Raw genomic sequence first — 24,396 nt, 5'->3', positions numbered from 1 at the left:
GGCTCACGCCCGCCTGCGCTCGGCCAGCCCGGCGATCTCGTCCAGCTTGCGCTGGGCCCAGTCGCGGCCTTCATCGCCGCCCCAGAGCAGCCAGGCGATGTAGCCGGCAGACGGCTCCTTGCTGTCGCCGAAGCCCTTGGCCTGCTTGTCGACGGCGTGGCGGGCGAAGTAGCTGACCATACGCTCGACCGTCTCGGCACTGAGCTTGCGGCGGTTGCTGAGGTCGCGGGCGCGGGCGACGCCGATCACGGTGCCACCGCGGCTGAATTCCCGGCGCAGACGCAGGCCCTTGCCGGCGTTCTCGGCGACACGGTGCGGCGGGGTCAGGTCGAGATGGGCGATGTTCATTGCTCTTCCTCGAGTTCGCTGTGCGATTTCAGCGCGTAGCCGCCGCGTGGTTGCGTCACCAGATAGGCCGGGTTTTCTGACGAGGCCTGACGGCGGACTTCCGTGCCCTTGATCGTGCGGGTCACCGGTTCGGTGAAGACCTGCTCGACGCGGCCCCTGGCGGTATGGGCGCCCCAGCGCCAGGTCACCCTGGTGCCGGTCCTGAATGTCGTCGTCACGTTGCAGCTCCGTGCTCTGCTGGTGGAAACGCCGGGGCCGTGCTTTGGTTTCGATTGGAAGCGGGGAGGATGGAATGCGCGGCGGTTTTGTCGGCAGCGCTCTGGCGCTGCTTCTCTCGTTCGGAACGGCGCAGGCGGTCGGTCCGGACTGGACCCATCTCGACGAAGATCCCGATTACCGCCAGGCAAGACGCTGGATCGAGGAGAAGAACTACGAGCCGGCGATCGAGAAGCTGATGACCCTGCTGAAGCATCAGCCGGATTCGCCGGTGCTGCTCAACTGGATCGCCTTCTCGCAGCGCAAACTGAAGAACTACCCGGTCTCGAAACAGTTCTACGACGCCGCGCTGCTGCGCGACCCGACCTATCTGCCGGCGCTGGAATACCAGGGCGAATGGTTCATCGAGACCGGCGACATGGCCTCGGCCAGGACCAATCTCGACAAGCTCGCCAGGCTCTGCGGGCGCTGCCATGAATGGCAGGATCTCGATGAGGCGATCCGCAAGGCAGAGGGCAAGTAGCACCGTCACGCAAGCGTCACGCGGCTGTCGCGCGACTGCAAACTCCGGACGCGAAGCGGGACCGTCCCGCTCTTCCCTGAACCGGAGTGTCCCATGCGTCTGCGCCTCGCCGCCGCCCTGCTTCTGTCGTCCACCATGCTCGCCGGCGCGCAGGATGCGCCCAAGGAATTCCCGGCCAAGCTGGTCGGCCATGCCCTGCTGCCGGCCAACACCATCATCCCGGCCCCGGCCGATGCTCCGGCCGACCTCAAGGTCTCCGGCAAGTTCACCACGCCGGGCAAGCGCGTCGAGCAGGTCGGCTCGGTGATGGGCACCTCGGGCGGGCGCCCGACCGGCCTGTCCACCCCCTTCGCCGGCCAGCCGGTGCAGGGCTTCTCCGGCATCCGATCGCTCGGCAATGGCGAGTTCCTGGTGCTGACCGACAACGGCTTCGGCGCCAAGGCGAACTCGCCGGACGCGATGCTGTTCTTCCACCGTCTCAAGGCCGATTTCGAGGGCGGCAAGATCGAGCGCACCGCGACGACTTTCCTGCACGATCCCGACAAGAAGGTGCCGTTCCGCATCGCCAATGAAGGCACCGAGAAGCGCTACCTGACCGGCGCCGATTTCGACCCCGAGTCGATCCAGCCGATCGGCGGCAAGTACTGGATCGGCGACGAGTTCGGCCCTTACCTGATCCGCGTCGACGCCAACGGCAAGGTCGAGGCCGTCTTCGAGACCACGGTCGACGGCAAGCCGGCCCGCTCGCCCGACCATTATGCCGTGACCACGCCGGCTGCGCCCAACCTGCCGGTCGAGTTCAATGTCCGCCGCTCCAAGGGCTATGAGGGCATGGCGCAGTCGCCGGACGGCCGCTTCCTCTACCCGCTGCTGGAAGGCCCGCTCTGGAACGCCGAGACCAAGGGCAATGAAGAGGTCGACGGCAAGGAAGTGCTGCGCATCCTCGAATTCGACGTGCAGGCCGAGAAGTGGACCGGCCGCTCCTGGTTCTTCCCGCTCGAGCAGAAGGGCCTCGCCATCGGCGATTTCAACATGATCGACGCCACGACCGCGCTGATCATCGAAAGGGATAACGGCGAAGGCACCGCCGACCGCGCCTGCGCCGCCGGCCAGAAGGGCCCGGACTGCTTCCACGACCTCGCCAAGTTCAAGCGCATCGTGAAGATCGAGATGACCGACGCCAATGTCGGCAAGCCCGTGCGCAAGGTCGGCTATATCGACCTGATGAAGATCGCCGATCCCGACAAGAAGGCCAAGCAGGGCGCGATCGACGGCGTGCTGCCCTTCCCATTCTTCACCATCGAGAACGTCGACGTGGTCGATCTCGCCAACGGCATCATCGTCGTCGGCAACGACAACAACCTGCCGTTCTCCTCGTCGCGCGATCCGAAGAAAGCCGATGACAACGAGCTGGTGCTGCTGCAGGTCAAGGAGCTGCTCGCGGCGAAGTGAGCCGCCGGCTCACCGAAGTCACGCGAAGTCGAATCTCGGCTACGCCAAGTTGTCAGGTGTCATCATGGCCGGCTCACGCCGGCCATGTCCGTTTTTCGGCCAGTTCTTGAGCGGTTTCGACTACAGGCGTATAATGATCGCGACCAAGCGCCTCGTGCGCGAGGCGCCGTGGTTGGATGATCTTCACCGATGGAGGTGATCATGTTGACCGCGAATATGAGTGGAAAACGGCCGCAGGACTGGCTCAACCTGATCCTCGGCGCGCTCCTGTTCATCTCGCCCTGGATGATAGGCTTCCTGGCCGACACCATGCCGACCCGCAATGCCTGGCTGGTCGGGGCCGTGCTCGCCCTGATCGCGATCGCGGCGCTCACCGCCTTCGCCGAATGGGAGGAATGGGTGAACCTTGCGCTCGGCCTCTGGCTGATCGCCGCGCCCTGGGTGCTCGGCTTCACCGGCAATACCGGCGCCTTCCGGACGCATCTGGTCCTTGGCCTGCTGACGGCGTTCGTCTCGGCCTGGGCGGTCTGGAACTACCGGCACGAGCCGCACGCCACGGCCTGAACGGCTGGCCGGGTCCGCCGGACCGGCGGGCCCGGCCGCAAGACGGCGCTAGCGGCAAAGTGCGCTACGCAGGGCCGGCAGGCGCAGCACCTCGGCTGCGGTTCCGGTCCGTTGCCAGCTGGCCGAGGCGCTGTCCTCGGCCGGTGGATCGACCCGAAGGAAGACCGAGCTGCGGTCCGTCAGCCGGCAAATGAACTCGCGCTGGACCTCTGCCGTCATCGGCCCTTCTGGAGTCGCGCCATCCTCGTTCGAGGCGACGATCAGCGGACTTCCCGGCAGGGTTATCGTGACAGTGCGCAGCCGGGTCGGCAGAGCCGCCTGGCCGACGAAGAGATGGAACTGCAGGGCGGCCGTCTGCTGGTAGCGCCCTTCCGCAACCGAGAGCGCCAGCCGCAAGGTGCCGCCCCGGTGCGGGCCGAGCTCGACCGAGCCGATCGGGGTCGCCGGCGCAACCAGCGTCGCCGGAAGCACCGGCGCCGCGTTGAGGCTCGCCGGCGCTGCCGGCGCCAGTCCCGACCGCAGGCTGGAGAAGGCGAGCGAGGCCGAACCGAGCTCGGTCGCGATCGTAGTCGCCAGCATCTCCTCGGGCTTGAGGTAGCGCATGGTGTCGGCCGGCGTCGACACGGTCACCTCGATGAAGGAGCGATCGAGCCCCATGGCGTCGAGATAGCGCCTCATCTTGGCGTCGATTTCGCCGGTCGCCTGCTCCTGCTTGACTGTCCGCGTCTCGGTTCTCTCGTCGACCAGTTCCCGGCGCCCGCGCACGATCCTGTAATCGCGCACCGTCGTCGTCTCGGTCTCGACAATGGTCTGCTGGTGCACGCCGATGCGCGATTGCGACGGGATGATCCGGCGCTGCCCTCCGGCGAGGAAGAGCGTGCAGGCCGAGGCGCAAAGCGGGCTGCGTTCGTCGATGGTGCCGATGGCAGGGTCGCGCTGGCTGAAAGCGGTGCGGGCGACGGCGATATCGAGGCCGCTCTTACGGGCGAGTTCGCCCATGGTGATCGCAGCCTCGACCGTGCCGCCGGTCGAATAGACCAACAGCGGCACTTTGCGCCCGCTCAGCTCGGTGAGCGCCCGGCGCAGTTCGGCCGGCGTGTCCTTGGTGATCGCGCCCTGGGCGGCGAGCCATTCGCGGCAATCGCGTTCGCACGGCTCGGCGCTGCGCGTCAGCACGATGCGCATAGGCTCCGGCGCAGGCGCAGCGGCGGGCTTGTCCTGCGCCGCCACCGGCCATGCAGCCAGGGAGAGAATGAACGCCAGAAAAAGGGCGATGCGCATCACGAGGCCAGCGATCTCCGCCGCGTTTGCGCAAGGGAAACCCAGGCGCAGGGATTTGACAACAGCTTCCCTGCCCCGTCGCGAGGGCAGGGAGACAAGGTTAATGCTTTCGCTGTGCCGTTGGGCGTCTTTGAGGCGCTCTCGCGGCGGATTTCAGCGCGTGATCGCGTCGATCTCGGCCAGCTCCTCGGAGGTCAGCGCCCAGTCAGCCGCCTTGACGTTGGCGGCGATCTGTTCGGGCTTCGTTGCACCCGCGATGACACTGGAAACCACCGGTTGCGCGGCGAGCCAGGAGAAGGCGAGTTCCAGCAGCGTCTTGCCGCGCGCCTCGCAGAAGGCGGCGAGCTTCTCGGTCTTGGCCCAGTTCGCCTCGGTGAGCACCTCGCCGGCGCGCTGCGCCTCGCGGGTCATGCGCGCGCCCTCCGGCATCGGGGCGCCACGCTGGTACTTGCCGGTGAGCAGGCCGTTGGCGAGCGGGAAATAGGGCAGCAGCCCCATGCCGAAATGGTTGAGGGCCGGGATCAGCTCCTTCTCGGCACCGCGGACCAGCAGGCTGTACTCGTCCTGGGCCGAGGCGAAGCTCTCGATGCCCAGCGTCCTGGCCGTCCAGTGGGCGTCGGCGACCTGCCAGGACGGCAGGTTCGAGCAGCCGATATAGCGGATCTTGCCCTGGCGGATCAGGTCCTCGAGCGCGCGCAGCGTCTCGGCGATCGGGGTCAGCGGATCGGGCCGGTGGATCTGGTAGAGGTCGATCCAGTCGGTCTTCATCCGCTTCAGCGAGGCCTCGACCGCCTCGATGATATAGCGCCGCGAGCCGCCCTTCTTCACGCCCTCCTCGTCCATGTTCATGCCGAACTTGCTGGCGAGCACGATGTCCTTGCGGCGGGCGCCGAGCAGTTCGCCGAGCGCGAGCTCCGAGCCGCCGCGATTGCCGTAGATGTCGGCGGTGTCGAACAGGGTGATGCCGTGCTCGATCGCGGCGTCGACGACCTTGCGCGCTGCCTCCAGATCGATCCTGCCACCGAAATTATTGCAGCCGAGGCCGACGAGCGAGACGCGCAGGCCGGAGTGGCCGAGATTGCGGAACTGCATGGTGACTTCCTTCCCCTCTATAGCGGAGCGCAAGGGAGCAGAGCCGCAAGCGAGAGACAATGGCGCTTGCTGCAGGGCGGGCCCGCGATGATCGAACAGCCTGACCTTGGCGGTCAGGAGACCGGCAGCCAACCGGCCTTGCCGAGCACTTCGCAGGCCAGCTCCTGCGGGGACCGGCCGTCAGTCTCGACGGCCAGGAACGCCGCGGCATCCTCACTCGCCATGCGCTTCGCCTGGCGCAGCGAGCGCTCGACCTGCGCGTCGCGGCCGGCTCCCGCCTCGCGGCGGTCGATGCGTTCGAGCAGGCTCGCGTCACCGGCGCGCAGGCGCACCACGGTGATGCGGGCTTCGGGGATCGCGGCGAGGATCCAGCTCTTGTCGAAGCCGACATGGAGCATCACGCCCGACATGATCAGCCGGCTGTGGCCAAGCGCGCGATAGGTGCCCCAGAGCGCGGCGAGATTGAGCTGGCTGACATCGCGGGCGCCGGGCGCCAGCGGAGCCAGCTCCGCCACGCCGGGCTTGGGGAAGACGCGGTCGAGCTCGTCGCTCTCGATCGCGACATGGGCGATGCCAGCGTCAGCCAGCACCGCACTCATCTCCCAGCACAAGGTCGACTTGCCGACCCCGGCCGGACCGGTGATCAACAGGATCTCGACCGGGGCGATCAAGGCCGTGCTCAGGCGACCTCGGCCTTCTGCTTCTGCGAGCGCTTGCGCTCGTTCGGGTCGAGGATACCCTTGCGCAGGCGGATCGACTTCGGGGTGACCTCGACCAGCTCGTCGTCGTCGATCCAGGCGAGCGAGCGCTCCAGCGTCATCCGGATCGGCGGAGTGAGGCGAACGGCCTCGTCCTTCGAGGTCGTGCGGATATTGGTGAGCTTCTTGCCCTTGAGCACGTTCACCTCGAGATCGTTCTCGCGGGTGTGCTCGCCGACGATCATGCCCTGATAGACCTTCCAGCCGGGCTCGATCATCATCGGGCCGCGATCCTCGAGGTTCCAGAGCGCATAGGCGACAGCCTCGCCGGTCTCCATCGCGATCAGCACGCCGTTGCGGCGGCCGCCGATCTCGCCCTTATAGGGCAGGTAGTCGTGGAAGAGCCGGTTCATGATCGCGGTGCCGCGCGTATCGGTGAGCAGCTCGCCCTGATAGCCGATCAGGCCGCGGGTCGGGGCGTGGAAGACGAGGCGCAGGCGATTGCCGCCGGAGGGACGCATCTCCAGCATGTCGGCCTTGCGCTCGGACATCTTCTGCACGACGACGCCGGAATGCTCCTCGTCGACGTCGATCACGACCTCTTCGATCGGCTCGAGCAGCTGGCCGGCCTCATCACGCTTCAGCACGACGCGCGGACGCGAGACGCCGAGCTCGAAGCCCTCGCGGCGCATCGTCTCGATCAGGATGGCGAGCTGCAATTCGCCGCGGCCGGAGACGATGTAGCTGTCCTTGTCGGAGGCTTCCTCGATCTTCAGCGCGACATTGCCCTCGGCCTCCTTGAACAGGCGGTCGCGGATGACGCGGGTGGTGACCTTGTCGCCTTCGGTGCCGGCGAGCGGCGAGTCATTGACCATGAAGGTCATCGACACGGTCGGCGGATCGATCGGCTGGGCCGTGATCGGCGTCTCGACCGACGGATCGCAGAAGGTGTCGGCGACGGTGCCCTTCACCAGGCCCGCGATCGAGACGATGTCGCCGGCGACCGCTTCCTCGATCGGCTGGCGCTCGAGGCCGCGGAAGGCGAGGATCTTGGTGATGCGGCCGGTCTCGACGGTGGAGCCGTCGCCGGAGAGCACCTTGACGGTCTGGTTCGGCTTGGCGCTGCCCGAGGTGACGCGGCCGGTGATGATGCGGCCGAGATAGGGGTTGGCTTCCAGCAGCGTGCCGATCATGCGGAACGGGCCGTCCTCGACGGTCGGCGCTGGCACGTGCTTCAGGATGAGGTCGTACATCGGTGCCAGGCCCTGGTCCTGCGGGCCTTCCGGCGAGGGCGCCATCCAGCCCTGCTTGCCCGAGCCGTAGAGGATCGGGAAGTCGAGCTGCTCATCGGTGGCGTCGAGCGCGGCGAAAAGGTCGAAGACCTCGTTGATCACCTCGGTGACGCGGGCGTCGGGCTTGTCGACCTTGTTGATCGCGACGATCGGGCGAAGGCCGAGCTTCAGCGCCTTGGAGACCACGAACTTGGTCTGCGGCATCGGGCCCTCGGCGGCGTCGACCAGCACGATCGCGCTATCGACCATGTTGAGGATGCGCTCGACCTCGCCGCCGAAATCAGCGTGGCCGGGGGTGTCGACGATGTTGATGCGCGTGTCCTTCCAGACCACCGAGGTGGCCTTGGCCAGGATGGTGATGCCGCGCTCCTTTTCGAGGTCGTTCGAGTCCATCACCCGCTCGGCGACGCGCTGGTTCTCGCGGAAGGCGCCGGACTGCTGCAGCAGCTTGTCGACCAGCGTGGTCTTGCCATGGTCGACGTGGGCGATGATGGCGATGTTGCGCATGGACATGCGGAAAGGGCCTTGTGTCATGACCGGAAGCCGGCAGGGAAACCCCGGCCGGCTCAGCCTGTGCCTTGAGTGAATCTGGAATTCGTTGCGCTGCACATAAACGCTTGATGGCGTTTGGGCAACCGCAACGCCGCTTCAGCTCGCTCTATTCTCTCGCCAGAGCCACCAGGAATAGGCCGTGCTCGCCGTGACCAGAAGGGCCAGACCACCCAGAGTGGCGGTGGCGAGCATGACAGGCGGCGCCGCGGTGAGGGCGAGCACGACGAGGCTCAGCCCGAGAGCGACGGAGGCCCGGCCATAGAGCCTGTGGGTCTTCCGCCAGACTCCCTCGTCGGCCAGCGTCCAGGGAGTCCGCACGCCGAAGAACAGCATCGGCCGCGTCTTGCCTGCGACATTGCCGGTGGCCACCAGGACCAGTCCGAGCAATGCGGTCATGAAGCCGGGCACCTCCCGGACGAGGCCGAGCGCATGGCCGATGAGAAGCGCGTGACAGGCGGCCAAGAGCAGGATGACAGCCCGCCAGGTCGCCGCATAGGCCACGCGGGAGCGGGCGAGGTTTTCGGCGAACGGCTCCAGCCTCGGCAGAAAGGCGAAGAGCGCGCTCATCGCCATGGCGACGGCCGGCATGGCCAAGAAGGCGGTCACGGGATCGGCGAAACCATCGGGCTGGCCGGTGACATCGAAATGGATTGCGATGCGCGCATCGGGCGGAACCTGTCCGAGCGCAACGATGGACGCCGCAAGCATCGCGCCGACGACGATGCCGCTTTCGAGCAGCGAGGGGCGGATCACGACTGGCCCTCCACGGATTTGGTTGAGCGCGAACGGGCTTCCAGCGAGAAGCCGAAATGGTCGAGGAAGAGGCACATCGCCTCCTCGAGCACGGAGAGGTTCAGGCTGTAGGTGATGGTCGTGGCGTGCTTGCCGCTCTGGACCAGGTCGGCTTCCCGCAGCACCGCGAAATGGCCGGACAGGGTCGGCTTGGCGAGATTGAAACGCTCCGCGATCTCCCCGGCCGTCATGTCCTTCTCCCGCAGCAGCCGCAGGATTTCCCGGCGAGTCGGATCGGAGAGGGCTTTGAAGACCTGGTTCATATTTGTTAATTAGGAAATTACCGAAATAAAGTCAACCGCCGATGACGATGCTCGTTTGTTCGATTGGCGCTGGCGATCTGCCGCGCGCATGGCGGCTCGGGTTGACAGGCGTCCTATCATGTAACATGTAAAGTTACATGAAACAGGACAGCCGCCTCTCAGCCACCCTGCACGTGCTGCTGCACATGGCCGATCGCGGCACACCGATGACCTCGGAAGAGCTCGCCGCCTGCCTCGGCACCAATCCGGTCGTGATCCGCCGTACCATGGCGGGCCTCAGGGAAACCGGGCTGGTGCGCTCCGAGAAAGGTCATGGCGGCGGTTGGACGCTGGCGCGCGCGCTCGATGCGATCACGCTCGGTGACGTCCACCGCGCGCTGGGCGAGCCCGCCTTGATCGCGCTCGGCCATCGCAGCGAGAACCCGCAATGCCTGGTGGAGCAGGCGGTCAATGCGGCGCTGGGCGAGGCCTTCGCCGAAGCCGAGGCGCTGCTCGCCGGTCATTTCGACCGGGTGCGATTGTCCGATCTCGCGGCGGATTTCAGCCGCCGCTTCGACGAACGGAGACAGATCCATGGCAAGCACCAAGCCTTATGACGCGATCATCGTCGGAGGCAGTTTCGCCGGCCTCTCGGCCGGCCTGCAGCTGGCGCGGGCGCGCCGCCACATCCTGGTGATCGACGAGGGCCAGCGGCGCAACCGCTTCTCCAGCCATTCGCATGGCTTCCTCGGCCAGGACGGGCGCGAGCCGGCGGCGATCGTCGCCGAAGCCAAGGCGCAGTTGCTCGCCTATCCGACTGTTGCGTGGCGGGATGCCAGGGCGAGTGACGCTCAAGCCGCAGCCGGCGGTTTCAGCGTTGCCGACTCCGGTGGAGAGCAACATCGAGCGAAACGCATCTTGCTCGCGACCGGGGTGCGCGACGAACTGCCCGCGATCCCCGGCCTGAGGGAACGCTGGGGCAAGAGCGTGCTGCACTGCCCCTATTGCGACGGCTACGAGCTCGGTGGTGGCAAGCTCGGCGTGCTGGCGAGCGGCTCATTCTCGGCCCTGAAGGCGGCGCTCGTCGCCGACTGGGGCGAGGTCACGCTGTTCCTCAACGGCGAGGCCGAGCCGGAAGCCGAGGCGACCGCCCTGCTGGAGCGGCGCGGCGTTGCGGTCGAGCGTGCCCGGATCGTGGCGGCCGAGGGCGAAGGCACTGCAATGGCGGGCCTGCGCCTCGCCGACGGCCGGCTGGCACCGGTCAAGGCGCTGTTCGTCGCCGCCGGCATCTGCCCGGCGAGTCCGCTGGCGGAAGAGCTCGGCTGCGCCTTCGATGACGGCCCCTTCGGTCCGCTGCTGCGCGTCGACGGCATGAAGCAGACGAGCATTGCCGGCGTCTATGCAGCGGGCGATGCCGCAACGGCCCGGCACAGCGTCGCGCTCGCCGTCGCCGACGGTGTCGTCGCCGGGGCCGGCCTGCACATGTCCCTGCTCTAGAGCCGGGTCACGACTTCCGGCAGGCATAGGGCATGAAGGTCGAGGACACCCCGGCATTCATGCCCGCCATCACCATGACGTTGGCGAAGTTGAGCTCCTCGGCGCTGCGCGGGCAGACATCGGGCGGATTCTGGCAGCCGGAGGCGATGAAGGCTTCGTTGCCGGCGATGAACTCCTGTCCGAGCCCTTTCCTGCCGAAGCGCTTGAGCGCCTCGTCATAGGCGCTGCGCCAGCGCTCGCATTTCACTTGCGGCCAGTTTTCAGGCGCTTGGGCCCGGAGCGGCACGGTAGCGGAGAGCGTCAGCAGCGTCCCCAAGGCGAGCGAGGCAAAGGCGGAGGTCATGAGGAGGTCTCGAAGCTGTCGGTGCGGCCGCGCCACCCGCATGAACGCGCTTTGCGGCAGGAATAAAGCTGATCACTCGGCTTCCGCTTCGGCCAGGACGATGCGCCGCTCGGTCGCCGCGCGGCCGAGCTGGTCCATGGCGAAGCGATAGGCGCCGATCCCGCCAGAATCGATGTCGCCACGCGCATAATTCGCCAGCACGCCGGCGAGGATGGCATCGGCCTCGCGCTCCATCGCCGCCAGATCCGGCTCGTCCTCCGCGGTTCGCATCGCGCCGAGCAGGACGACGAGGCGGCTCAGATCCGCCATCGCCCGCTTGCGCCGCGCCGCGCTCTCGACGCCGAACAGGCCGGCAGCACCGGAGCCGACCAGCGAGAGCACCATCACGCCGAGATAGAACCAGTCGCCATAGCGCTCGAAGAAACTCTCCTGCTCGCCATCGATGAAGGCGGCAGCGCCGGTATGCACCGCGAGCGGCGCATCCTTGTCGGTCTCGGGCGTCTCCAGCCCCTGGATCGCCGGAAGATCGGCGGCGAGGGTGACGCGCAGCGACAGGATCGCGCCGACGAGCTCGCCGACCCTGGCATCGTCGAGCGACTGCGCCGCCATCAGACGCGAGGTGATCGAGATGCTCGGCAGGTTCTCGGCCGGCAGCGGCGGGTCGCCGCCGAGCGCGCCGCGGACGATCTCGCCGCTCTCGATGGCGCGGTTGCGGGCGGCGAGCGCATCGGCCTCGCGGATCGGAATGATGGTCGGATTCTCGCCGAAAGCCCGATGGAGGCGCGTGCCGACCTCGGTGACGACGCGGGCATTGAGTACGTTGACGGCGAAGAGCACGTCGATATGGCCATCGGCGATGGCGGCAGCGACGTCCTCCGGCCCGAGCGGAACGATCGTCACCGCCTCCGGCGAGACCTCGTATTGCGAGAGCACGAGCTTCAGGAGGTCGAGATTGCCCGATGGCGCCCGCACCACGCCGATGCGCTTGCCGCGCAAGCCCGAAATCCGGTCGGTGCCGAGATCCTTGGAGCCGATGAAGAAGGGGAAAGAGCGGCGGGTGATCAACGCCGTATCGGCCTTGGCCGGCAGCGCGACATCGGGGCGGACGATGGCGAGGTCGACCTTGCCGGCGTCGATCTTGCGGGCGCTCTCGGCCGAGCCCTCGGTCAGAACGAGGCGCAGGCGCACCGGCTTCTTCTCGCGACTGAGACCCTGGACCAAAGCCGCGGCGAGCCTGGCGTCGTCCGAGCCGAGCGGGCCGACCGCGAGCTTCAGCGTCCGCGGCTGGCTCCACATGTAGACGCCGAGCGCAACGAGGCCGGCCATCAGCAGAAACGCCGCCAGACCTGCAAAGAAACGCCGCCCCATTCCTCGCCCGCTCTCGCCCTATGCTGCCGACCTCGGCAATCATCATGTCACGAGTGCGGCGGGAAGGGCTATGTGCTAGAGCGCCCGCATGACACATGGCGACGCCTTCCCGATCAAGATCTGCGGCCTCTCGACTCCGGAGACGCTGGAAGCGGCGCTCGCCGCCGGCGCGGAGATGATCGGCCTCAACTTCCATCCGAAGAGCCCGCGCTACGTCACGCCTGCGCAGGCCGCCGAGCTCGCCGACCAGGCACGCGACAGGACGCAGATCGTGGCGCTGGTCGTCGACTACGCGCCGGAGCAGGCGGCCGAGCTCGCGCGGATCGTCCGGCCGGACTGGATGCAGTTGCACGGCAAGGAAACGCCGGAGCTGGTCGCCGCGATCAAGACCGCGACTGGTCTGCCGGTGATGAAGGCGCTCGGCGTCGCCAGCGCCGCCGATCTCGACCAGGTCGCGCTCTATCACGGCGTCGCCGACCGTATCCTGCTCGACGCCAAGCCGCCGAAGGATGCCGCCTATCCCGGCGGGCATGGCAGACCCTTCGACTGGGGCCTGCTGGCCGGCCTCGACCCGGCTTTCCGCTTCATGCTATCGGGCGGGCTCGATCCGGCGAATGTCGCGGAGGCCATCCGTATCGCAAGGCCGGACGGCGTCGACGTCTCCTCGGGAGTCGAAAGCGCGCCCGGCATCAAGGATGCCAGGAAGATCGCGGAATTCGTCAGGGCTGCCCGTTCGGCGGCTCCACAGTTGAAGAAGGCAGGCCAGGCATGAACGCGCCGCACGCACCGAACAGCTTCCGGAACGGCCCGGACGAGAATGGCCGTTTCGGCCAGTTCGGCGGCCGCTTCGTCGCCGAGACGCTGATGCCGCTGATCCTCGAGCTGGAGCAGGCCTACAACGCCGCCAAGGCCGACCCGGCGTATCACGCCGAGATGGCGAGCGGGCTGAAGCACTATGTCGGCCGGCCCTCGCCGCTCTATCTCGCCGAACGCCTGACCGAGCATTTCGGCGGCGCCAAGGTCTACCTGAAGCGCGAGGAACTGAACCACACCGGCTCGCACAAGGTGAACAATGTGCTCGGCCAGATCCTGCTCGCCCGGCGCATGGGCAAGAAAAGGATCATCGCCGAGACCGGCGCCGGCCAGCACGGCGTCGCCACCGCGACGCTCTGCGCCCGCTACGGCCTCGAATGCATCGTCTACATGGGCGCGGTCGACGTCGCCCGGCAGGCGCCGAACGTCTTCCGGATGCAGATGCTGGGCGCGACCGTCGTGCCGGTCGAATCCGGCACCAAGACGCTGAAGGACGCGATGAACGAGGCGCTGCGCGACTGGGTGACCAATGTCGCGTCGACCTTCTACTGCATCGGCACGGTTGCAGGTCCCCATCCCTACCCGGCGATGGTGCGCGACTTCCAATGCGTCATCGGCAACGAGACGCGCGTGCAGATGCAGGAACTTGAGGGCCGCCTGCCGGATTCGCTGGTCGCCTGCATCGGCGGCGGCTCCAACGCGATGGGGCTGTTCCACCCCTTCCTCGACGACAAGAGCGTCGAGATCTACGGCGTCGAAGCGGCCGGCCACGGCATCCCGTCCGGCCTGCACGCGGCCTCACTGACCGGCGGGCGCCCCGGCGTGCTGCACGGCAACCGCACCTATCTGCTGATGAACGAGGACGGGCAGATCAACGACGCCCATTCGATCTCGGCCGGGCTCGACTATCCCGGCATCGGCCCGGAGCATTCCTGGCTGCACGATATCGGCCGCGCCACCTATCTCTCGGCGACGGACGAGGAGGCGCTCGAGGCCTTCCAGCTGATCTCCAAGCTCGAAGGCATCATCCCGGCGCTGGAATCGGCGCATGCACTGGCGCGCGTCGCCGAGCTCGCCCCGAAAAAGCCGAAGGACCATCTGATGGTCGTCAACCTCTCAGGCCGCGGCGACAAGGATATTCCGCAGGTCGCGGAGATTCTGGCGGGGCGCTGATCGGGGCGCCGGATCGGTTGGGGGTCTCGATGAAGCGTCTGCTTGCGCTTGCGTTCCTGTGCGTCTTCGCGGGCCCCGGCTTCGCGCAAACGAACGAAACCTCCAAGCAAGGTATCTTCATCAATTCCGAAGGCATCGTGCGGCTGCGGCCGGAGATCGCAATCATCCACGCGGGCGTCGTGACCGAAGGCAAAACGGCCGATGAAGCTCTCTCGAAGAACCGGCCGGCGATCAATCGCGTCATTGAGATCGTGCGGAAGTACGGAATCGCGTCCGGCGATGTCACGACATCGCAGCTCAGGATCAACCCCAAATATACCCAGCCCGCGCTGAACCCGGGCGCGCCGCGTGCAGCGCCGACAATCGACGGCTATGAGGCTCGCACCGAGCTGGAAATCATCGTGAGGGACCTGACAAAACCGGGCCCCCTCGTGGACGACCTCGTCAAATCCGGGTCCAACTCCATTTCGAGCCTGACCTTCGCTTTGACCGAACCGAGCAAGGCCAAGAACGAGGCTCGGCGCAAGGCAACCCAAGCGGCGAAGGAGAGGGCCTCCCTCTATGCCGAGGCGCTGGGTCTGCAACTAGGCGATCTAGTCTCAATTACGGAAACCGAATATTCCCAAGCCGAAGGAGGCTTGGCGGATATGCCTAGCCGGCGAGCCGCCCCGCTCGTGACCCCGTTGATGGTCGAGCCCGGCGAGATCGAGGTGAAGGCTTCAGTCCAGACCGTGTGGCAGATCAAGAAGTAAGCGTCCTCGCCAGCCCGCACTCGAAAAGCCGACGCGCTGACACGCATCGTCCTGATGCTGCCCCAATAGGTTGTGAATGGTCTGATCGCAGGAGCGGTTCCCGCTTCTGCGGACTATTCCCCAGCGAAGGACGATCATGTCGAAGACCAAGAAGGCCCTGCTCATCGCCGCGCTCGCGGCGCTCGCCGCCCCGGTCCAGGCGCAAGCCCCCGGCCCACTCGCCCCGGCGGAAGGCATCGTGATCCAGACCACGGGTGAGGTCCGGGTGAAGCCCGATCTCGCCACCGTCCACGCCGGCGTGGTCAGCGAGGGCAAGACCGCCGCCGAAGCGCTGTCGAAGAACACCCCGGCGCTGGCCAGGCTGATCGAGGCGGTCAAGGCCGCCGGCGTCGTCCAGGGCGACCTCTCGACCTCGCAGATCGCGCTGACGCCGCGGATGACGCAGCCTTCCGCTTCGTCCTCGCCGCAGGCGCGAGCGCCGAAGATCGATGGCTATGAGGCGCGCACCGGCATCACCGTGATCGTGCGCGATCTCGCCAAGGCCGGCCCGCTGATCGATGCGCTGGTCGCCGCCGGCGCCAACGACATGTCCGGCATCAGCTTTGGCCTCGCCGACGAGGACAAGGCCAAGGACCAGGCCCGCGACAAGGCGGCTGAAGCGGCGCGCACCCGGGCCGAGATCTATGCCAAGCGCCTCGGCGTGAAGGTGGGCGAGCTTGTTTCGATCGTCGAGGCGGAGGCCGAGCCGCCGGCCCGGCCGATGGGCGATGTCAGGGCCTATCGCATGGCAGCCGGCGCCGCGCCGGTGCAGGTCGAGCCGGGCGAGGTCACCGTCAGCGCCGCGCTGCGCACGGTCTGGCGGATCGAGAAGTAAATCAGCCTCCCTCCGGGCGGAGGGCGGCAAATGGTGCGGTCCGGATTTCGGACCGCACCGGCATCCAACTCATGCTAGGCTGGCGCCATGACCAGCTATGGCCAGTTCTGCGCGATGGCGCGCGCCCATGAGACGCTCGGCGGGCGCTGGACCCTGCTGATCGTGCGCGAGATCCTCTGCGGTGCGAGCCGCTTCAACGACATCCGGCGCGGCATTCCGCGCATCTCCAAGACGATGCTGTCGGAGCGTTTGCAGGCGCTGGTTCAGGTCGGCGCGCTCCGCCGCAGCGAAGGCGCCGCCGGCCCTGACTACGCACTGACCGAAGCGGGGCAGGAACTCGCCGAACTGGTCAAGGCGATGGGCGTCTGGGGCCAGCGCTGGCTGCTGCGCCATGCCGAGCAGGAAGACCTCGACCTCGAGCCGCTGCTGGTGGACATGCAGCGGCGCGTGCGCTTCGCGGCGCTGCCGGACGAACCATTGGTCATCCGCTTCGAGATCACCGGCCATCCCGTGCGATTTCTGCTGCTCAAATCCTCGGAAGTCTCGTTCTGCAGCCAGAATCCGGGCTTTCCCGAGACGCTCACCTTGCGCGGCCCGCTGCCAGCGCTGGTCGCCTGGTGGCGCGGCGATGTCAGCTTCGCCGGAAGCAGCCGGCTCGGCCTGTCACTCTCGGGGCCGCGCGAGCTGATGCGGGCGTTTCCGGGCTGGTTCGAGCTCTACCTCTTCGCCGGCGTCGCACCGGCGCGCCGCGATGAAAGGGCAAGCGCATGAGCGTCCGTATCGTCCGTCTCGGCACGGAGCGTGATCCCGGTGAGGGCACGCGCATCGGCACGGTCCGGCGCGTGCCGCGCGGCGTGACGAAGGAGCGTTATGCCAGCGAGAACTGGTTCGACGTCTGGTTTCCGGTGCTGTCGCCGACGCCCGAATTGATGGCGCAGGCCAAGGCCGCCGAGAGCGAGAAGGACTGGGCCGGCTTCACGCGCGCCTTCAAGGCCGAGATGGCCGAGCCGGCGCCGCGCCATGCGCTCGATCTGCTCGCGACCCTGTCACATGGCGGCGACTTCTCGGTCGGCTGCTATTGCGAGGACGAGGCGCATTGCCACCGCTCGGTGCTGCGGGCGCTGTTGACCGAGCGCGGCGCCAAGTTCGCCTAAGCGCGGTCCGGATTTCGGACCTGACCAGCTAAGGCTTTCGGGCGAGAAGGCGGACAGCCCCTCGCCTCGAAGGATCGCCGCATGACTCAACCCACCATTCTGGACCGCATCGGCAAGACCGCGCTCGTCCAGCTGCGTCACATCGCGCCGGCCAATGGCGCCCGCATCCTGCTCAAGCTCGAGAGCGAGAATCCGACCGGCAGCATGAAGGATCGGATGGCGCTCGCAATGGTCGAGGCCGCCGAGGCGGATGGACGATTGCAGCCTGGCGGCGCAGTGGTCGAATACACTGGCGGCAGCACCGGTGTATCGCTGGCGCTGGTCTGCGCAGTGAAGCGCCACCCGCTGCACATCGTCACCTCCGACGCCTTTAGCCGCGAAAAACTCGACCATATGGCGATCCTCGGCGCGAAGCTGACGGTGATCGAAAGCGAGAGCGGCAAGATGACGGAGAAGCTGACCCGCGACATGATCGCGACCGCCGGTGTGATCGCCGGGGAAACCGGCGCCTTCTGGACCGACCAAATGAAGAACCGCGACCAGCTCTCCGCCTATGAGGCGATGGCGGCGGAGATCTGGGAGCAGACGGGCGGACACATCGACGGCTTCGTCCAGAGCGTCGGCACCGCCGCCTCGCTCGTCGGCATCGCCGCCGGCCTGCGGAACCGAAATCGGACGATCCACATCACCGCGGTCGAGCCGGCGGAATCGCCGGTGCTTTCCGGCGGCGCCCCGGGCGCACACAAGATCGACGGCATCGGCGCCGGCTTCGTCGTGCCGCTCTGGCAGGACGATGCTGCCGACGCGATCGAGTGTGTCTCGACTGAAGACGCGCGCGCCATGGCGCTCAGGCTGGCGCGCGAGGAAGGCCTGTTCACCGGGCTCTCCACCGGCGCCAACGTCATCGCCGCCCTGCGGCTCGCCGAGAGCCTGCAGCCGGATGCGACGGTCGTCAGCGTGATGTGCGATACCGGCATGAAATACTTCGGCAGCTACCGCGCTGCGCTCGCCGGCTGAACGGCCTCTCGCCAGCCGGGCGCGGCCATGCTAACCGCTCCGGCATGACCGAGACTGGACAAGCCCGTATCCAAGCCCGCTTTGCCGCCTGTGCTGCGGCGGGCCGCGCCGCGCTGGTGACCTATGTCACCGCCGGCGATCCTGATTTCGACACCGGCAGCGCGATCCTCAACGCCTTGCCGGCGGCCGGAGCCGATATCATTGAGCTCGGCGTGCCCTTCACCGACCCGATGGCCGACGGCGTGCCGGTCCAGCTCGCCGGGCAGCGCGCCCTCAAGGCCGGGCAGACGCTGAAGAAGACGCTCGCCATGGTCGCGGCCTTCCGCAAGGCCGGCCACGACACGCCGATCGTGCTGATGGGCTATTACAACCCGATCTGGGCCTATGGCGTCGACGCCTTCCTCAAGGACGCCCGCGCCGCCGGGATCGACGGGCTGATCGTCGTCGACCTGCCGCCAGAGGAGGACGAGGAGCTCTGCCTGCCGGCGCTGGCCGCGGGTGTGAGCTTCATCCGCCTGGCGACGCCGACCACCGACGACAAGCGCCTGCCGCGCGTGCTGCAGAACACCTCCGGCTTCGTCTACTACGTCTCGATGACCGGCGTGACCGGCGGCGCGATCGCCAATTACGACGCGGTCGGTGCCGCGGTCGCCCGGATCAAGCAGCACACCACCTTGCCGGTCGCCGTCGGCTTCGGCGTCAAGACGCCGGCCGATGCGATCGCGATCGCCAGGGGCGCCGACGGCGTCGTCGTCGGCTCGGCCCTGGTCGACCGCGTGCGGCTCTCGCTCGATGCCGAAGGCAAGGCCACGGAAAAGACGGTTTCGGCTGTCACCTCGCTGGTCGCCGAACTCGCGGCCGGCGTCCGCTCGGTCGCCAAGGCTGCGGCTTGAGCCGTTCGCGGCTCACGTAATTCAAGGATGATCCGATGAACTGGATTTCCGAAGTCGTCCGTCCGCGCATCAAGACGCTGTTCAAGCGCGAGACCCCCGAGAATCTCTGGATCAAGTGCCCGGATTCCGGGCAAATGGTCTTCCACAAGGATGTCGAGGCCAATGGCTTCGTCATTCCCGGCTCCGACCATCATATGCGCGTCACCGCGCAGGACCGCCTGCGGCTGACCTTCGACGAAGGCAAGTGGATCGACGTCGCCCTGCCGGAGGCGGTTGCCGATCCGCTGAAGTTCCGCGACGAGAAGCGCTACACCGATCGGATCAAGGACGCCCGCGCCAAGACCGGCGCTGCCGACGCCTTCAAGGTCGGCTATGGCCGCGTCCAGGGCCTGCCGATGACGATCGCGGTGCAGGACTTCCACTTCATGGGCGGCTCGCTCGGCATGGCCGCCGGCGAAGCCTTCATCAAGGGCGCCGAGACGGCGCTGGAGAAGAAGACCCCTTACGTCGTCTTCGCCGCCTCCGGCGGCGCGCGCATGCAGGAAGGCATCCTCTCGCTGATGCAATTGCCGCGCACCACGGTCGCGACCCGCATGCTGCGCAAGGCCGGCCTGCCCTATTTCGTCGTGCTGACCAACCCGACCACCGGCGGCGTCACCGCCTCCTACGCCATGCTGGGCGATGTCCATATCGCCGAGCCGGGCGCGCTGATCGGCTTTGCCGGGCCGCGCGTGATCGAGCAGACGATCCGCGAGAAGCTGCCCGAGGGCTTCCAGCGCTCGGAATATCTCAAAGATCACGGCATGGTCGACATGGTCGTGCACCGCCACCAGATCCCGGCGACTTTGGCGCGGCTCGGCCGGCTCCTGACCAAGCAGCCGCTCCCGGCCGTCAACGCACCGACGCCGGAACCGCTGCCGGCCGCGGCGGTCTGATCATCTCCACCCCGGCCGGGAGGCCGGTGTCCGCATGAGCACATCCGACCTCTTGCTGGCGCGCTTCCTCGCGCTGCATCCCAAGCTAATCGACCTCTCGCTCGGGCGCATCTTGCGCCTGCTCGAGCGGCTGGGCGACCCGCAGAAGAAACTGCCGCCGGTGATCCATGTCGCCGGCACCAACGGCAAGGGCTCGACCATCGCCTTCATGCGGGCGATCCTCGAAGCGGCCGGCCTCTCAGTCCATGTCTACACCTCGCCGCACCTGGTGCGCTTCCATGAGCGCATCCGGCTGGGCCGGCCGGGCGGCGGGCGTTTCGTCGACGAAGCGCTGCTGGTCGACGCGCTGGAGCGCTGCGAGAAGGCCAATGCCGGCGATCCCATCACCTTCTTCGAGATCACCAACGCCGCCGCCTTCCTGCTCTTCTCCGAGCACAAGGCCGATGTCGTGCTGCTCGAGGTCGGGCTCGGCGGGCGCTTCGACGCGACCAATGTGATCGACCATCCGGCCTGCGCGGTGGTGACGCCGGTCTCGCTCGACCACTCCGAATATCTCGGCGACACCGTTACCAAGATCGCCGGCGAGAAGGCCGGCATCTTCAAGCGCGGCGCCCCGGCGGTGATCGCACCGCAGGAGCCGGAGCCGACAGCGGTGCTGGAAGCCGCAGCCGAACGCGTCGGCGCCTCCAAGATCCTGGTCGGGATGCAGGACTTCAACGTCCACGAGGATGGCGGGCGGCTGGTCTATGAGGACGGCGACGGCCTGCTCGACCTGCCGCTGCCACGCCTCGCTGGGCGCCACCAGCACACCAATGCCGGCACCGCGATCGCGGCCCTGCGCGCCGCCGGCTATGGCGGCCTGCCAGCTTCCGCCTTCGAGCGTGGCATGACCGAGGCCGAGTGGCCGGCGCGCCTGCAAAGGCTGGCGCGCGGCAAGCTCGCCGAGCTCGCGCCTGCCGGCGCCGAGCTCTGGCTCGATGGCGGCCACAACCCAGATGGCGGGCGCGTGCTCGCCCAGGCCATGGCCGATCTCGAGGAGAAGAACCCGGCGCCGCTGGTGATGATCGCCGGCCTGCTCGCGACCAAGGATGCGCGGGCGACGCTCGGCCATTTCAAGGGGCTGGCGCAGGGGCTGTTCGCGGTCTCGATCCAGAACCAGCTCGCGGCGCGCTCGGCGGAAGAGGTCGCGACGCTGGCGCGCGAGGCAGGCCTCAAGGCCGAAGTCGCAGGCTCGGTCGAGCAGGCGCTGATGGAGATCGCCCGGCGCGACTGGAAGGCGCCGCCGCGCATCCTGATCTGCGGCTCGCTCTATCTCGCCGGCGAGGTGCTGGCGGCCAACGGCACGCCGCCGGTGTGACCGGCCGGCTCAACGAGGGCTACGATGCCGTTCTCCGAATTGACGACGCTCGGCCTCATCCTGCTCTGTGGGGCGCTTGGCGGCTGCGTGACGCCGGGCGAGAGACCTTCTGACGGTATCGACCGGGTCGCCGCGGGCGAGCCGACCTTCATGCAGCAGACCTACATGACCATGGACAAGCGTTGCCGGCAGGTGAAGCGACCGACCGCGGTGCTGACCCAGAAGCCGCAGCACGGGACGGTCAGGATGCTGACGCGCAAGGCCACCGCGGTCTATGGACCCGGGCCCTATGAGCATTGCAACGGCAAGGTCGGCAATGCGCTCGCCTTCGAATACACCTCCGCGCCGGATTATCGCGGCCGCGACAGCTTCGAGATTCGCGTGCGCTACTCCGATGGCGAGATCCGGAATGGCCGCTACGAGGTCGAGGTCCGCTGAAGCAGCGGTCAGCGGCGGCCGATGAAGCCGACCGCCGCGAGGAAGCCGTCGACCTTGCCCCGCCATTGGTCGATCGCGCGGATATAGCGATGCCCATCCTCGCCGAATGGCGGCGCGGCGACGAATTCGGCCCGGCCACCCGCCTCCTGGAAGGCGCGGTGGAGCCGGCCGGCGATCTCCGGCCCGAAGAAGCGGTCATTGCTGCTGTAGAGCCAGAGCTGCGGCGCGCCTGAGCCGCTGCCAAAACGCGCGGCGGCTGAGACCAGCGCATCCGGAGAACAGACCTCGCCGGCCTTCAGCGAGCCGCGGCCGCCAGCGAAATTGACGACGCCGAGCAGGCCGGGGACGGATTGCGAGGCCGCGGCGATCGAGCCCCAGCCGCCAGCCGAGACTCCCATCAGCACGACACGACGACGATCGGCATCAGGCCGCGACAGGACAGCATCGACGGCTGCACGAACATCGCGGGCACTGTTCAATCCGGCGCTGTAGAAATCGGCGCGATCGCAGGCGCCGTACCCTTCCGCCCAGGCACCGCCCTCGGCGCCATAGCCGCGCCGGATCGGCACCGCGACCATCACGCCACGCGCAGTGAAATGACGCGCGACCGCGGCAAGCGTGCCCTTGCCGAATTCCGCGCGTCCCGCCGCATCGCGCGGGCTGCCATGGGACAGCACCAGAACCGGGAAAGGTCCAGCGCCCTGCGGCCGATGGACGTAGACCGCGATCGGCCGGTCATCGATACGGGCCTGCAAAGCCTCGACCGTCTCCGCCGCAGCGGTGACGGCCGCAAGCATGACGGCTAGGCCGGCCGAAGCCAGTGCCGCAACAGTCCTGCGCATGATCAGCTCCCCAGCCGCAAAGCCCCTATTGGATGGCGGCTTCGTCGCCCGATGGCAAGGAGGCTCGCCGCCATGGCCTTGCCTGAGGAGCGTCGCTAAGGTCATGGGCATGACGACACGAGTTTTTGGAAATGGCGGTCCAGCCGTCTCGCGGATCGGCCAGGGCACCTGGAACATCGAGCGCGCGCCCCGCGGCGAGGCGATCGCGGCGCTGCGGCGCGGGCTCGATCTCGGCCTCTCCCATATCGACACCGCCGAGATGTATGGCGATGGCCTGGCCGAAGAGATCACCGGCGAGGCGCTCGTGGGACGGCGCGACGCGGTCTTCCTGGTCTCGAAGGTGCTGCCGCACAACGCCTCGAAGGCCGGAACGCGCAAGGCCTGCGAGCAATCGCTGCGCCGGCTCAGGACCGATCGGCTCGACTGCTATCTGCTGCACTGGCGCGGCTCGTACGCTTTGGCCGAGACCTTCGCAGCCTTCGAGGAGCTCAGGACCGAGGGCAAGATCTCGTCCTGGGGCGTCAGCAATTTCGACGTCGCCGATCTCAACGAGGCGCTGCGCGTCGCCGGGCCCGGCAGGATCGCCTGCAACCAGGTGCTCTACCACCTGCGCGAGCGGGCGATCGAGCATGCGGTGATCCCGTGGTGCGAGCGCAACGGCGTCGCCGTCACCGCCTACAGCCCGTTCGGACAGGACGATTTCCCGGAAGAGCGCTCGGCACAAGGCAAGCTGCTGGCCGAGATCGCCAGCGCCCATGGCGCGAGCCCGCGCCAGGTCGCGCTTGCCTTCCTGACGCGCAATTCGTCGGTCGTCGCGATTCCGAAGGCCGCCAAGGCCAGCCATGCGCAGGACAATGCCGGCGCGCTCGGGCTTACGCTCGACAATGACGATATCGCCCGGCTCGACGCCGCCTTCCCGCGCGGACCGAAGCCGCGCGGTCTGCCGATGCTCTAGGCCACCAGGCTCTTCGGCAGCATGCAGTGGATGCCCTTGGAGCCGTTGACCGTCTGGGTCACCCTGAGGTCCGCCGCGAGGCTGCAGAGCATATAGGCCTCGTCCCGCGTCAGCTTCGTGCGCGCAGTGATCAGGCCGATCATCTCGCGCAAGGCGTTCTGGGCACAGATATCGAGATCGGGATCGATCCCCATGGTGATGTGGTGGCTCTTCGTCTCGGCGCGCGGCATCGCATAGGATAGATCCTCGCGCAGATGGAACTCGAAAGTGCCTTCGAGTGCCGTCTCGATCGCGGTGATGCAGACCTCGCCATCGCCCTGCGCGCCATGGCCGTCACCGCAAGAGAACAGGGCGCCCTCGACGAAAACCGGCAAATAGAGTGTCGCGCCGGCACCGAGTTCCTTGTTGTCGATATTGCCGCCGAAGGCGCGCGGGATCAGCGAGGTCACCCGGCCCCAATGCGCCGGCGGCGCCGTACCCATAACGCCGAAGAAGGGCGCAAGCGGCAATTCCATGCCCCAGGGCAGGTTGGCGACGTTCCGCTCGCGGTCGAGATGGATATAGCGGAAGGCGTGATAATCGAACTCGTCCGGCAGCGTGCCGCCGAGCGGCCGGAACATGGTGTAGCCGAAATCGGTGCGCGGCCTGACGCTCCTGATCTGCACCTCCAGCACCTGGCCGGGTTTGGCGCCCTTCACAGCGATCGGCCCGGTGAGGATGTGGCCGGGCACCATGCGCTCGGCCTTTTCATGGATCTCGTGGATCTCCGGCGGGATCGTCGCATTACCGTCAGGCAGATGGGCGGGACCGCCGGTGACGGTGCGGATGGTGACGCTGTCGCCGCTCTCGATCTCCAGCACCGGCTTCAGCCCGGCGTCGAAATAGCCCCAATGGCAAGTGGCGAGCGAAGCGTCGAGCTGGTGATGCGCCATG

The 24,396-nt window shown here is 67.5% G+C and carries 29 protein-coding genes; 17 read left to right on the top strand and 12 right to left on the bottom strand.

Annotation, left to right across the window (positions count from 1 at the left end):
- Positions 1-3: 3 nt before the first annotated feature.
- Positions 4-348, bottom strand: a complete 345-nt coding sequence (locus ACWIGM_RS27635; protein ID WP_454029179.1) for a hypothetical protein — start codon at positions 346-348, stop codon at positions 4-6.
- Positions 345-566: a hypervirulence associated TUDOR domain-containing protein gene (locus ACWIGM_RS27630; RefSeq protein WP_454029178.1), complete on the bottom strand. Its 222-nt coding sequence runs from the start codon at positions 564-566 to the stop codon at positions 345-347. The genes ACWIGM_RS27635 and ACWIGM_RS27630 overlap by 4 nt, the downstream gene beginning before the upstream one ends.
- A gap of 74 nt (positions 567-640) precedes the next feature.
- On the opposite strand from ACWIGM_RS27630, the gene ACWIGM_RS27625 reads away from it, so the two are divergent.
- The 3 genes from ACWIGM_RS27625 (at position 641) to ACWIGM_RS27615 (ending at position 3,103) form a co-directional block, all read left to right on the top strand.
- The gene (locus ACWIGM_RS27625) at positions 641-1,087 is read left to right on the top strand and encodes a tetratricopeptide repeat protein (RefSeq protein ID WP_454029177.1); all 447 of its coding nucleotides are present in this window, start codon (positions 641-643) and stop codon (positions 1,085-1,087) included.
- Positions 1,088-1,180: 93 nt separating this feature from the next.
- The gene (locus ACWIGM_RS27620) at positions 1,181-2,539 is read left to right on the top strand and encodes an esterase-like activity of phytase family protein (protein ID WP_454029176.1); all 1,359 of its coding nucleotides are present in this window, start codon (positions 1,181-1,183) and stop codon (positions 2,537-2,539) included.
- A gap of 201 nt (positions 2,540-2,740) precedes the next feature.
- Complete coding sequence (locus tag ACWIGM_RS27615) at positions 2,741-3,103, top strand: SPW repeat protein (protein WP_454029175.1); 363 nt, start codon at positions 2,741-2,743, stop codon at positions 3,101-3,103.
- 48 nt (positions 3,104-3,151) lie between these two features.
- Here the strand turns inward: ACWIGM_RS27615 and ACWIGM_RS27610 are convergent, their stop codons facing one another.
- The 6 genes from ACWIGM_RS27610 to ACWIGM_RS27585 all read right to left on the bottom strand — a co-directional run bounded on the left by ACWIGM_RS27610 (position 3,152) and on the right by ACWIGM_RS27585 (position 9,073).
- Positions 3,152-4,384: a COG3904 family protein gene (locus ACWIGM_RS27610; RefSeq protein ID WP_454029174.1), complete on the bottom strand. Its 1,233-nt coding sequence runs from the start codon at positions 4,382-4,384 to the stop codon at positions 3,152-3,154.
- Positions 4,385-4,537: 153 nt separating this feature from the next.
- Positions 4,538-5,476: an aldo/keto reductase gene (locus ACWIGM_RS27605; protein WP_454029173.1), complete on the bottom strand. Its 939-nt coding sequence runs from the start codon at positions 5,474-5,476 to the stop codon at positions 4,538-4,540.
- A 113-nt stretch (positions 5,477-5,589) separates the two neighbouring features.
- On the bottom strand, positions 5,590-6,147 hold the full coding sequence (locus ACWIGM_RS27600) for an ATP-binding protein (RefSeq protein ID WP_454029172.1): 558 nt from the start codon (positions 6,145-6,147) through the stop codon (positions 5,590-5,592).
- An 8-nt stretch (positions 6,148-6,155) separates the two neighbouring features.
- Entirely contained in the window at positions 6,156-7,979 is a 1,824-nt protein-coding gene (gene typA / locus ACWIGM_RS27595; RefSeq protein WP_454029171.1) for a translational GTPase TypA, read from the bottom strand.
- 135 nt (positions 7,980-8,114) lie between these two features.
- Positions 8,115-8,771: an SdpI family protein gene (locus tag ACWIGM_RS27590; protein ID WP_454029170.1), complete on the bottom strand. Its 657-nt coding sequence runs from the start codon at positions 8,769-8,771 to the stop codon at positions 8,115-8,117.
- Positions 8,768-9,073, bottom strand: a complete 306-nt coding sequence (locus ACWIGM_RS27585) for an autorepressor SdpR family transcription factor (RefSeq protein WP_454029169.1) — start codon at positions 9,071-9,073, stop codon at positions 8,768-8,770. The genes ACWIGM_RS27590 and ACWIGM_RS27585 overlap by 4 nt, the downstream gene beginning before the upstream one ends.
- Before the next feature lie 137 nt (positions 9,074-9,210).
- On the opposite strand from ACWIGM_RS27585, the gene ACWIGM_RS27580 reads away from it, so the two are divergent.
- Together ACWIGM_RS27580 and ACWIGM_RS27575 are read left to right on the top strand one after the other, a co-directional pair.
- On the top strand, positions 9,211-9,669 hold the full coding sequence (locus ACWIGM_RS27580) for an Rrf2 family transcriptional regulator (protein ID WP_454029168.1): 459 nt from the start codon (positions 9,211-9,213) through the stop codon (positions 9,667-9,669).
- Complete coding sequence (locus tag ACWIGM_RS27575) at positions 9,647-10,549, top strand: NAD(P)/FAD-dependent oxidoreductase (RefSeq protein WP_454029167.1); 903 nt, start codon at positions 9,647-9,649, stop codon at positions 10,547-10,549. The genes ACWIGM_RS27580 and ACWIGM_RS27575 overlap by 23 nt, the downstream gene beginning before the upstream one ends.
- Before the next feature lie 7 nt (positions 10,550-10,556).
- On the opposite strand, the gene ACWIGM_RS27570 is transcribed toward ACWIGM_RS27575, so the two are convergent.
- Positions 10,557-10,892: a hypothetical protein gene (locus tag ACWIGM_RS27570; protein WP_454029166.1), complete on the bottom strand. Its 336-nt coding sequence runs from the start codon at positions 10,890-10,892 to the stop codon at positions 10,557-10,559.
- A gap of 72 nt (positions 10,893-10,964) precedes the next feature.
- Positions 10,965-12,218: a TAXI family TRAP transporter solute-binding subunit gene (locus ACWIGM_RS27565; protein WP_454029165.1), complete on the bottom strand. Its 1,254-nt coding sequence runs from the start codon at positions 12,216-12,218 to the stop codon at positions 10,965-10,967.
- 130 nt (positions 12,219-12,348) lie between these two features.
- Between ACWIGM_RS27565 and ACWIGM_RS27560 the strand changes: the two genes are divergently transcribed.
- The 11 genes from ACWIGM_RS27560 (at position 12,349) to ACWIGM_RS27510 (ending at position 21,666) form a co-directional block, all read left to right on the top strand.
- Entirely contained in the window at positions 12,349-13,032 is a 684-nt protein-coding gene (locus tag ACWIGM_RS27560) for a phosphoribosylanthranilate isomerase (RefSeq protein WP_454029164.1), read from the top strand.
- The gene (trpB, locus tag ACWIGM_RS27555) at positions 13,029-14,246 is read left to right on the top strand and encodes a tryptophan synthase subunit beta (RefSeq protein WP_454029163.1); all 1,218 of its coding nucleotides are present in this window, start codon (positions 13,029-13,031) and stop codon (positions 14,244-14,246) included. Before ACWIGM_RS27560 ends, trpB begins: the two co-directional genes overlap by 4 nt.
- A 29-nt stretch (positions 14,247-14,275) precedes the next feature.
- Positions 14,276-14,998, top strand: a complete 723-nt coding sequence (locus ACWIGM_RS27550) for an SIMPL domain-containing protein (RefSeq protein WP_454029162.1) — start codon at positions 14,276-14,278, stop codon at positions 14,996-14,998.
- Between the two features lie 136 nt (positions 14,999-15,134).
- Positions 15,135-15,872 carry an SIMPL domain-containing protein gene (locus ACWIGM_RS27545; protein ID WP_454029161.1) on the top strand — a complete coding sequence of 246 codons (738 nt, stop codon included), beginning with the start codon at positions 15,135-15,137 and terminating at the stop codon, positions 15,870-15,872.
- Positions 15,873-15,959: 87 nt separating this feature from the next.
- Positions 15,960-16,643 carry a winged helix-turn-helix transcriptional regulator gene (locus ACWIGM_RS27540; RefSeq protein WP_454029160.1) on the top strand — a complete coding sequence of 228 codons (684 nt, stop codon included), beginning with the start codon at positions 15,960-15,962 and terminating at the stop codon, positions 16,641-16,643.
- On the top strand, positions 16,640-17,026 hold the full coding sequence (locus ACWIGM_RS27535) for a DUF488 domain-containing protein (RefSeq protein ID WP_454029159.1): 387 nt from the start codon (positions 16,640-16,642) through the stop codon (positions 17,024-17,026). The genes ACWIGM_RS27540 and ACWIGM_RS27535 overlap by 4 nt, the downstream gene beginning before the upstream one ends.
- Before the next feature lie 81 nt (positions 17,027-17,107).
- Entirely contained in the window at positions 17,108-18,043 is a 936-nt protein-coding gene (locus tag ACWIGM_RS27530) for a PLP-dependent cysteine synthase family protein (protein ID WP_454029158.1), read from the top strand.
- Between the two features lie 44 nt (positions 18,044-18,087).
- Positions 18,088-18,936: a tryptophan synthase subunit alpha gene (gene trpA / locus ACWIGM_RS27525; RefSeq protein WP_454029157.1), complete on the top strand. Its 849-nt coding sequence runs from the start codon at positions 18,088-18,090 to the stop codon at positions 18,934-18,936.
- Between the two features lie 35 nt (positions 18,937-18,971).
- The gene (gene accD / locus ACWIGM_RS27520; RefSeq protein WP_454029156.1) at positions 18,972-19,871 is read left to right on the top strand and encodes an acetyl-CoA carboxylase, carboxyltransferase subunit beta; all 900 of its coding nucleotides are present in this window, start codon (positions 18,972-18,974) and stop codon (positions 19,869-19,871) included.
- A gap of 34 nt (positions 19,872-19,905) precedes the next feature.
- Positions 19,906-21,228: a bifunctional folylpolyglutamate synthase/dihydrofolate synthase gene (locus ACWIGM_RS27515; RefSeq protein WP_454029155.1), complete on the top strand. Its 1,323-nt coding sequence runs from the start codon at positions 19,906-19,908 to the stop codon at positions 21,226-21,228.
- A 24-nt stretch (positions 21,229-21,252) separates the two neighbouring features.
- Positions 21,253-21,666 (top strand): hypothetical protein, encoded by a 414-nt coding sequence (locus ACWIGM_RS27510; protein WP_454029154.1) that lies wholly within the window; start codon positions 21,253-21,255, stop codon positions 21,664-21,666.
- Positions 21,667-21,674: 8 nt separating this feature from the next.
- Here the strand turns inward: ACWIGM_RS27510 and ACWIGM_RS27505 are convergent, their stop codons facing one another.
- Positions 21,675-22,508: an alpha/beta hydrolase family protein gene (locus ACWIGM_RS27505; RefSeq protein ID WP_454029153.1), complete on the bottom strand. Its 834-nt coding sequence runs from the start codon at positions 22,506-22,508 to the stop codon at positions 21,675-21,677.
- A 109-nt stretch (positions 22,509-22,617) separates the two neighbouring features.
- Between ACWIGM_RS27505 and ACWIGM_RS27500 the strand changes: the two genes are divergently transcribed.
- Positions 22,618-23,463 carry an aldo/keto reductase gene (locus tag ACWIGM_RS27500; RefSeq protein ID WP_454029152.1) on the top strand — a complete coding sequence of 282 codons (846 nt, stop codon included), beginning with the start codon at positions 22,618-22,620 and terminating at the stop codon, positions 23,461-23,463.
- Here the strand turns inward: ACWIGM_RS27500 and ACWIGM_RS27495 are convergent.
- Entirely contained in the window at positions 23,460-24,395 is a 936-nt protein-coding gene (locus ACWIGM_RS27495) for an acetamidase/formamidase family protein (RefSeq protein WP_454029151.1), read from the bottom strand. The two genes, ACWIGM_RS27500 and ACWIGM_RS27495, sit on opposite strands and share 4 nt — an antisense overlap.
- Between the last annotated feature and the right edge of the window lies 1 nt (position 24,396).

This window comes from Allobosea sp. NPDC055332 (genome assembly GCF_053645455.1).
Note: the sequence above shows the minus strand (reverse complement) of the source record. Positions and strands in the feature narration are given on the sequence as shown.

Bases quoted from the DNA above. Each gene is read 5' to 3' on its own strand.
- ACWIGM_RS27635 (WP_454029179.1), bottom strand. From the start codon at position 348: ATGAACATCGCCCATCTCGACCTGACCCCGCCGCACCGTGTCGCCGAG.
- ACWIGM_RS27625 (WP_454029177.1), top strand. From the start codon at position 641: ATGCGCGGCGGTTTTGTCGGCAGCGCTCTGGCGCTGCTTCTCTCGTTC.
- ACWIGM_RS27620 (WP_454029176.1), top strand. From the start codon at position 1,181: ATGCGTCTGCGCCTCGCCGCCGCCCTGCTTCTGTCGTCCACCATGCTC.
- ACWIGM_RS27615 (WP_454029175.1), top strand. From the start codon at position 2,741: ATGTTGACCGCGAATATGAGTGGAAAACGGCCGCAGGACTGGCTCAAC.
- ACWIGM_RS27610 (WP_454029174.1), bottom strand. From the start codon at position 4,384: ATGCGCATCGCCCTTTTTCTGGCGTTCATTCTCTCCCTGGCTGCATGG.
- ACWIGM_RS27605 (WP_454029173.1), bottom strand. From the start codon at position 5,476: ATGCAGTTCCGCAATCTCGGCCACTCCGGCCTGCGCGTCTCGCTCGTC.
- typA (WP_454029171.1), bottom strand. From the start codon at position 7,979: ATGTCCATGCGCAACATCGCCATCATCGCCCACGTCGACCATGGCAAG.
- ACWIGM_RS27585 (WP_454029169.1), bottom strand. From the start codon at position 9,073: ATGAACCAGGTCTTCAAAGCCCTCTCCGATCCGACTCGCCGGGAAATC.
- ACWIGM_RS27580 (WP_454029168.1), top strand. From the start codon at position 9,211: ATGAAACAGGACAGCCGCCTCTCAGCCACCCTGCACGTGCTGCTGCAC.
- ACWIGM_RS27575 (WP_454029167.1), top strand. From the start codon at position 9,647: ATGGCAAGCACCAAGCCTTATGACGCGATCATCGTCGGAGGCAGTTTC.
- ACWIGM_RS27570 (WP_454029166.1), bottom strand. From the start codon at position 10,892: ATGACCTCCGCCTTTGCCTCGCTCGCCTTGGGGACGCTGCTGACGCTC.
- ACWIGM_RS27565 (WP_454029165.1), bottom strand. From the start codon at position 12,218: ATGGCCGGCCTCGTTGCGCTCGGCGTCTACATGTGGAGCCAGCCGCGG.
- ACWIGM_RS27560 (WP_454029164.1), top strand. From the start codon at position 12,349: ATGACACATGGCGACGCCTTCCCGATCAAGATCTGCGGCCTCTCGACT.
- trpB (WP_454029163.1), top strand. From the start codon at position 13,029: ATGAACGCGCCGCACGCACCGAACAGCTTCCGGAACGGCCCGGACGAG.
- ACWIGM_RS27550 (WP_454029162.1), top strand. From the start codon at position 14,276: ATGAAGCGTCTGCTTGCGCTTGCGTTCCTGTGCGTCTTCGCGGGCCCC.
- ACWIGM_RS27545 (WP_454029161.1), top strand. From the start codon at position 15,135: ATGTCGAAGACCAAGAAGGCCCTGCTCATCGCCGCGCTCGCGGCGCTC.
- ACWIGM_RS27540 (WP_454029160.1), top strand. From the start codon at position 15,960: ATGACCAGCTATGGCCAGTTCTGCGCGATGGCGCGCGCCCATGAGACG.
- ACWIGM_RS27535 (WP_454029159.1), top strand. From the start codon at position 16,640: ATGAGCGTCCGTATCGTCCGTCTCGGCACGGAGCGTGATCCCGGTGAG.
- ACWIGM_RS27530 (WP_454029158.1), top strand. From the start codon at position 17,108: ATGACTCAACCCACCATTCTGGACCGCATCGGCAAGACCGCGCTCGTC.
- trpA (WP_454029157.1), top strand. From the start codon at position 18,088: ATGACCGAGACTGGACAAGCCCGTATCCAAGCCCGCTTTGCCGCCTGT.
- accD (WP_454029156.1), top strand. From the start codon at position 18,972: ATGAACTGGATTTCCGAAGTCGTCCGTCCGCGCATCAAGACGCTGTTC.
- ACWIGM_RS27515 (WP_454029155.1), top strand. From the start codon at position 19,906: ATGAGCACATCCGACCTCTTGCTGGCGCGCTTCCTCGCGCTGCATCCC.
- ACWIGM_RS27510 (WP_454029154.1), top strand. From the start codon at position 21,253: ATGCCGTTCTCCGAATTGACGACGCTCGGCCTCATCCTGCTCTGTGGG.
- ACWIGM_RS27505 (WP_454029153.1), bottom strand. From the start codon at position 22,508: ATGCGCAGGACTGTTGCGGCACTGGCTTCGGCCGGCCTAGCCGTCATG.
- ACWIGM_RS27500 (WP_454029152.1), top strand. From the start codon at position 22,618: ATGACGACACGAGTTTTTGGAAATGGCGGTCCAGCCGTCTCGCGGATC.
- ACWIGM_RS27495 (WP_454029151.1), bottom strand. From the start codon at position 24,395: ATGGCGCATCACCAGCTCGACGCTTCGCTCGCCACTTGCCATTGGGGC.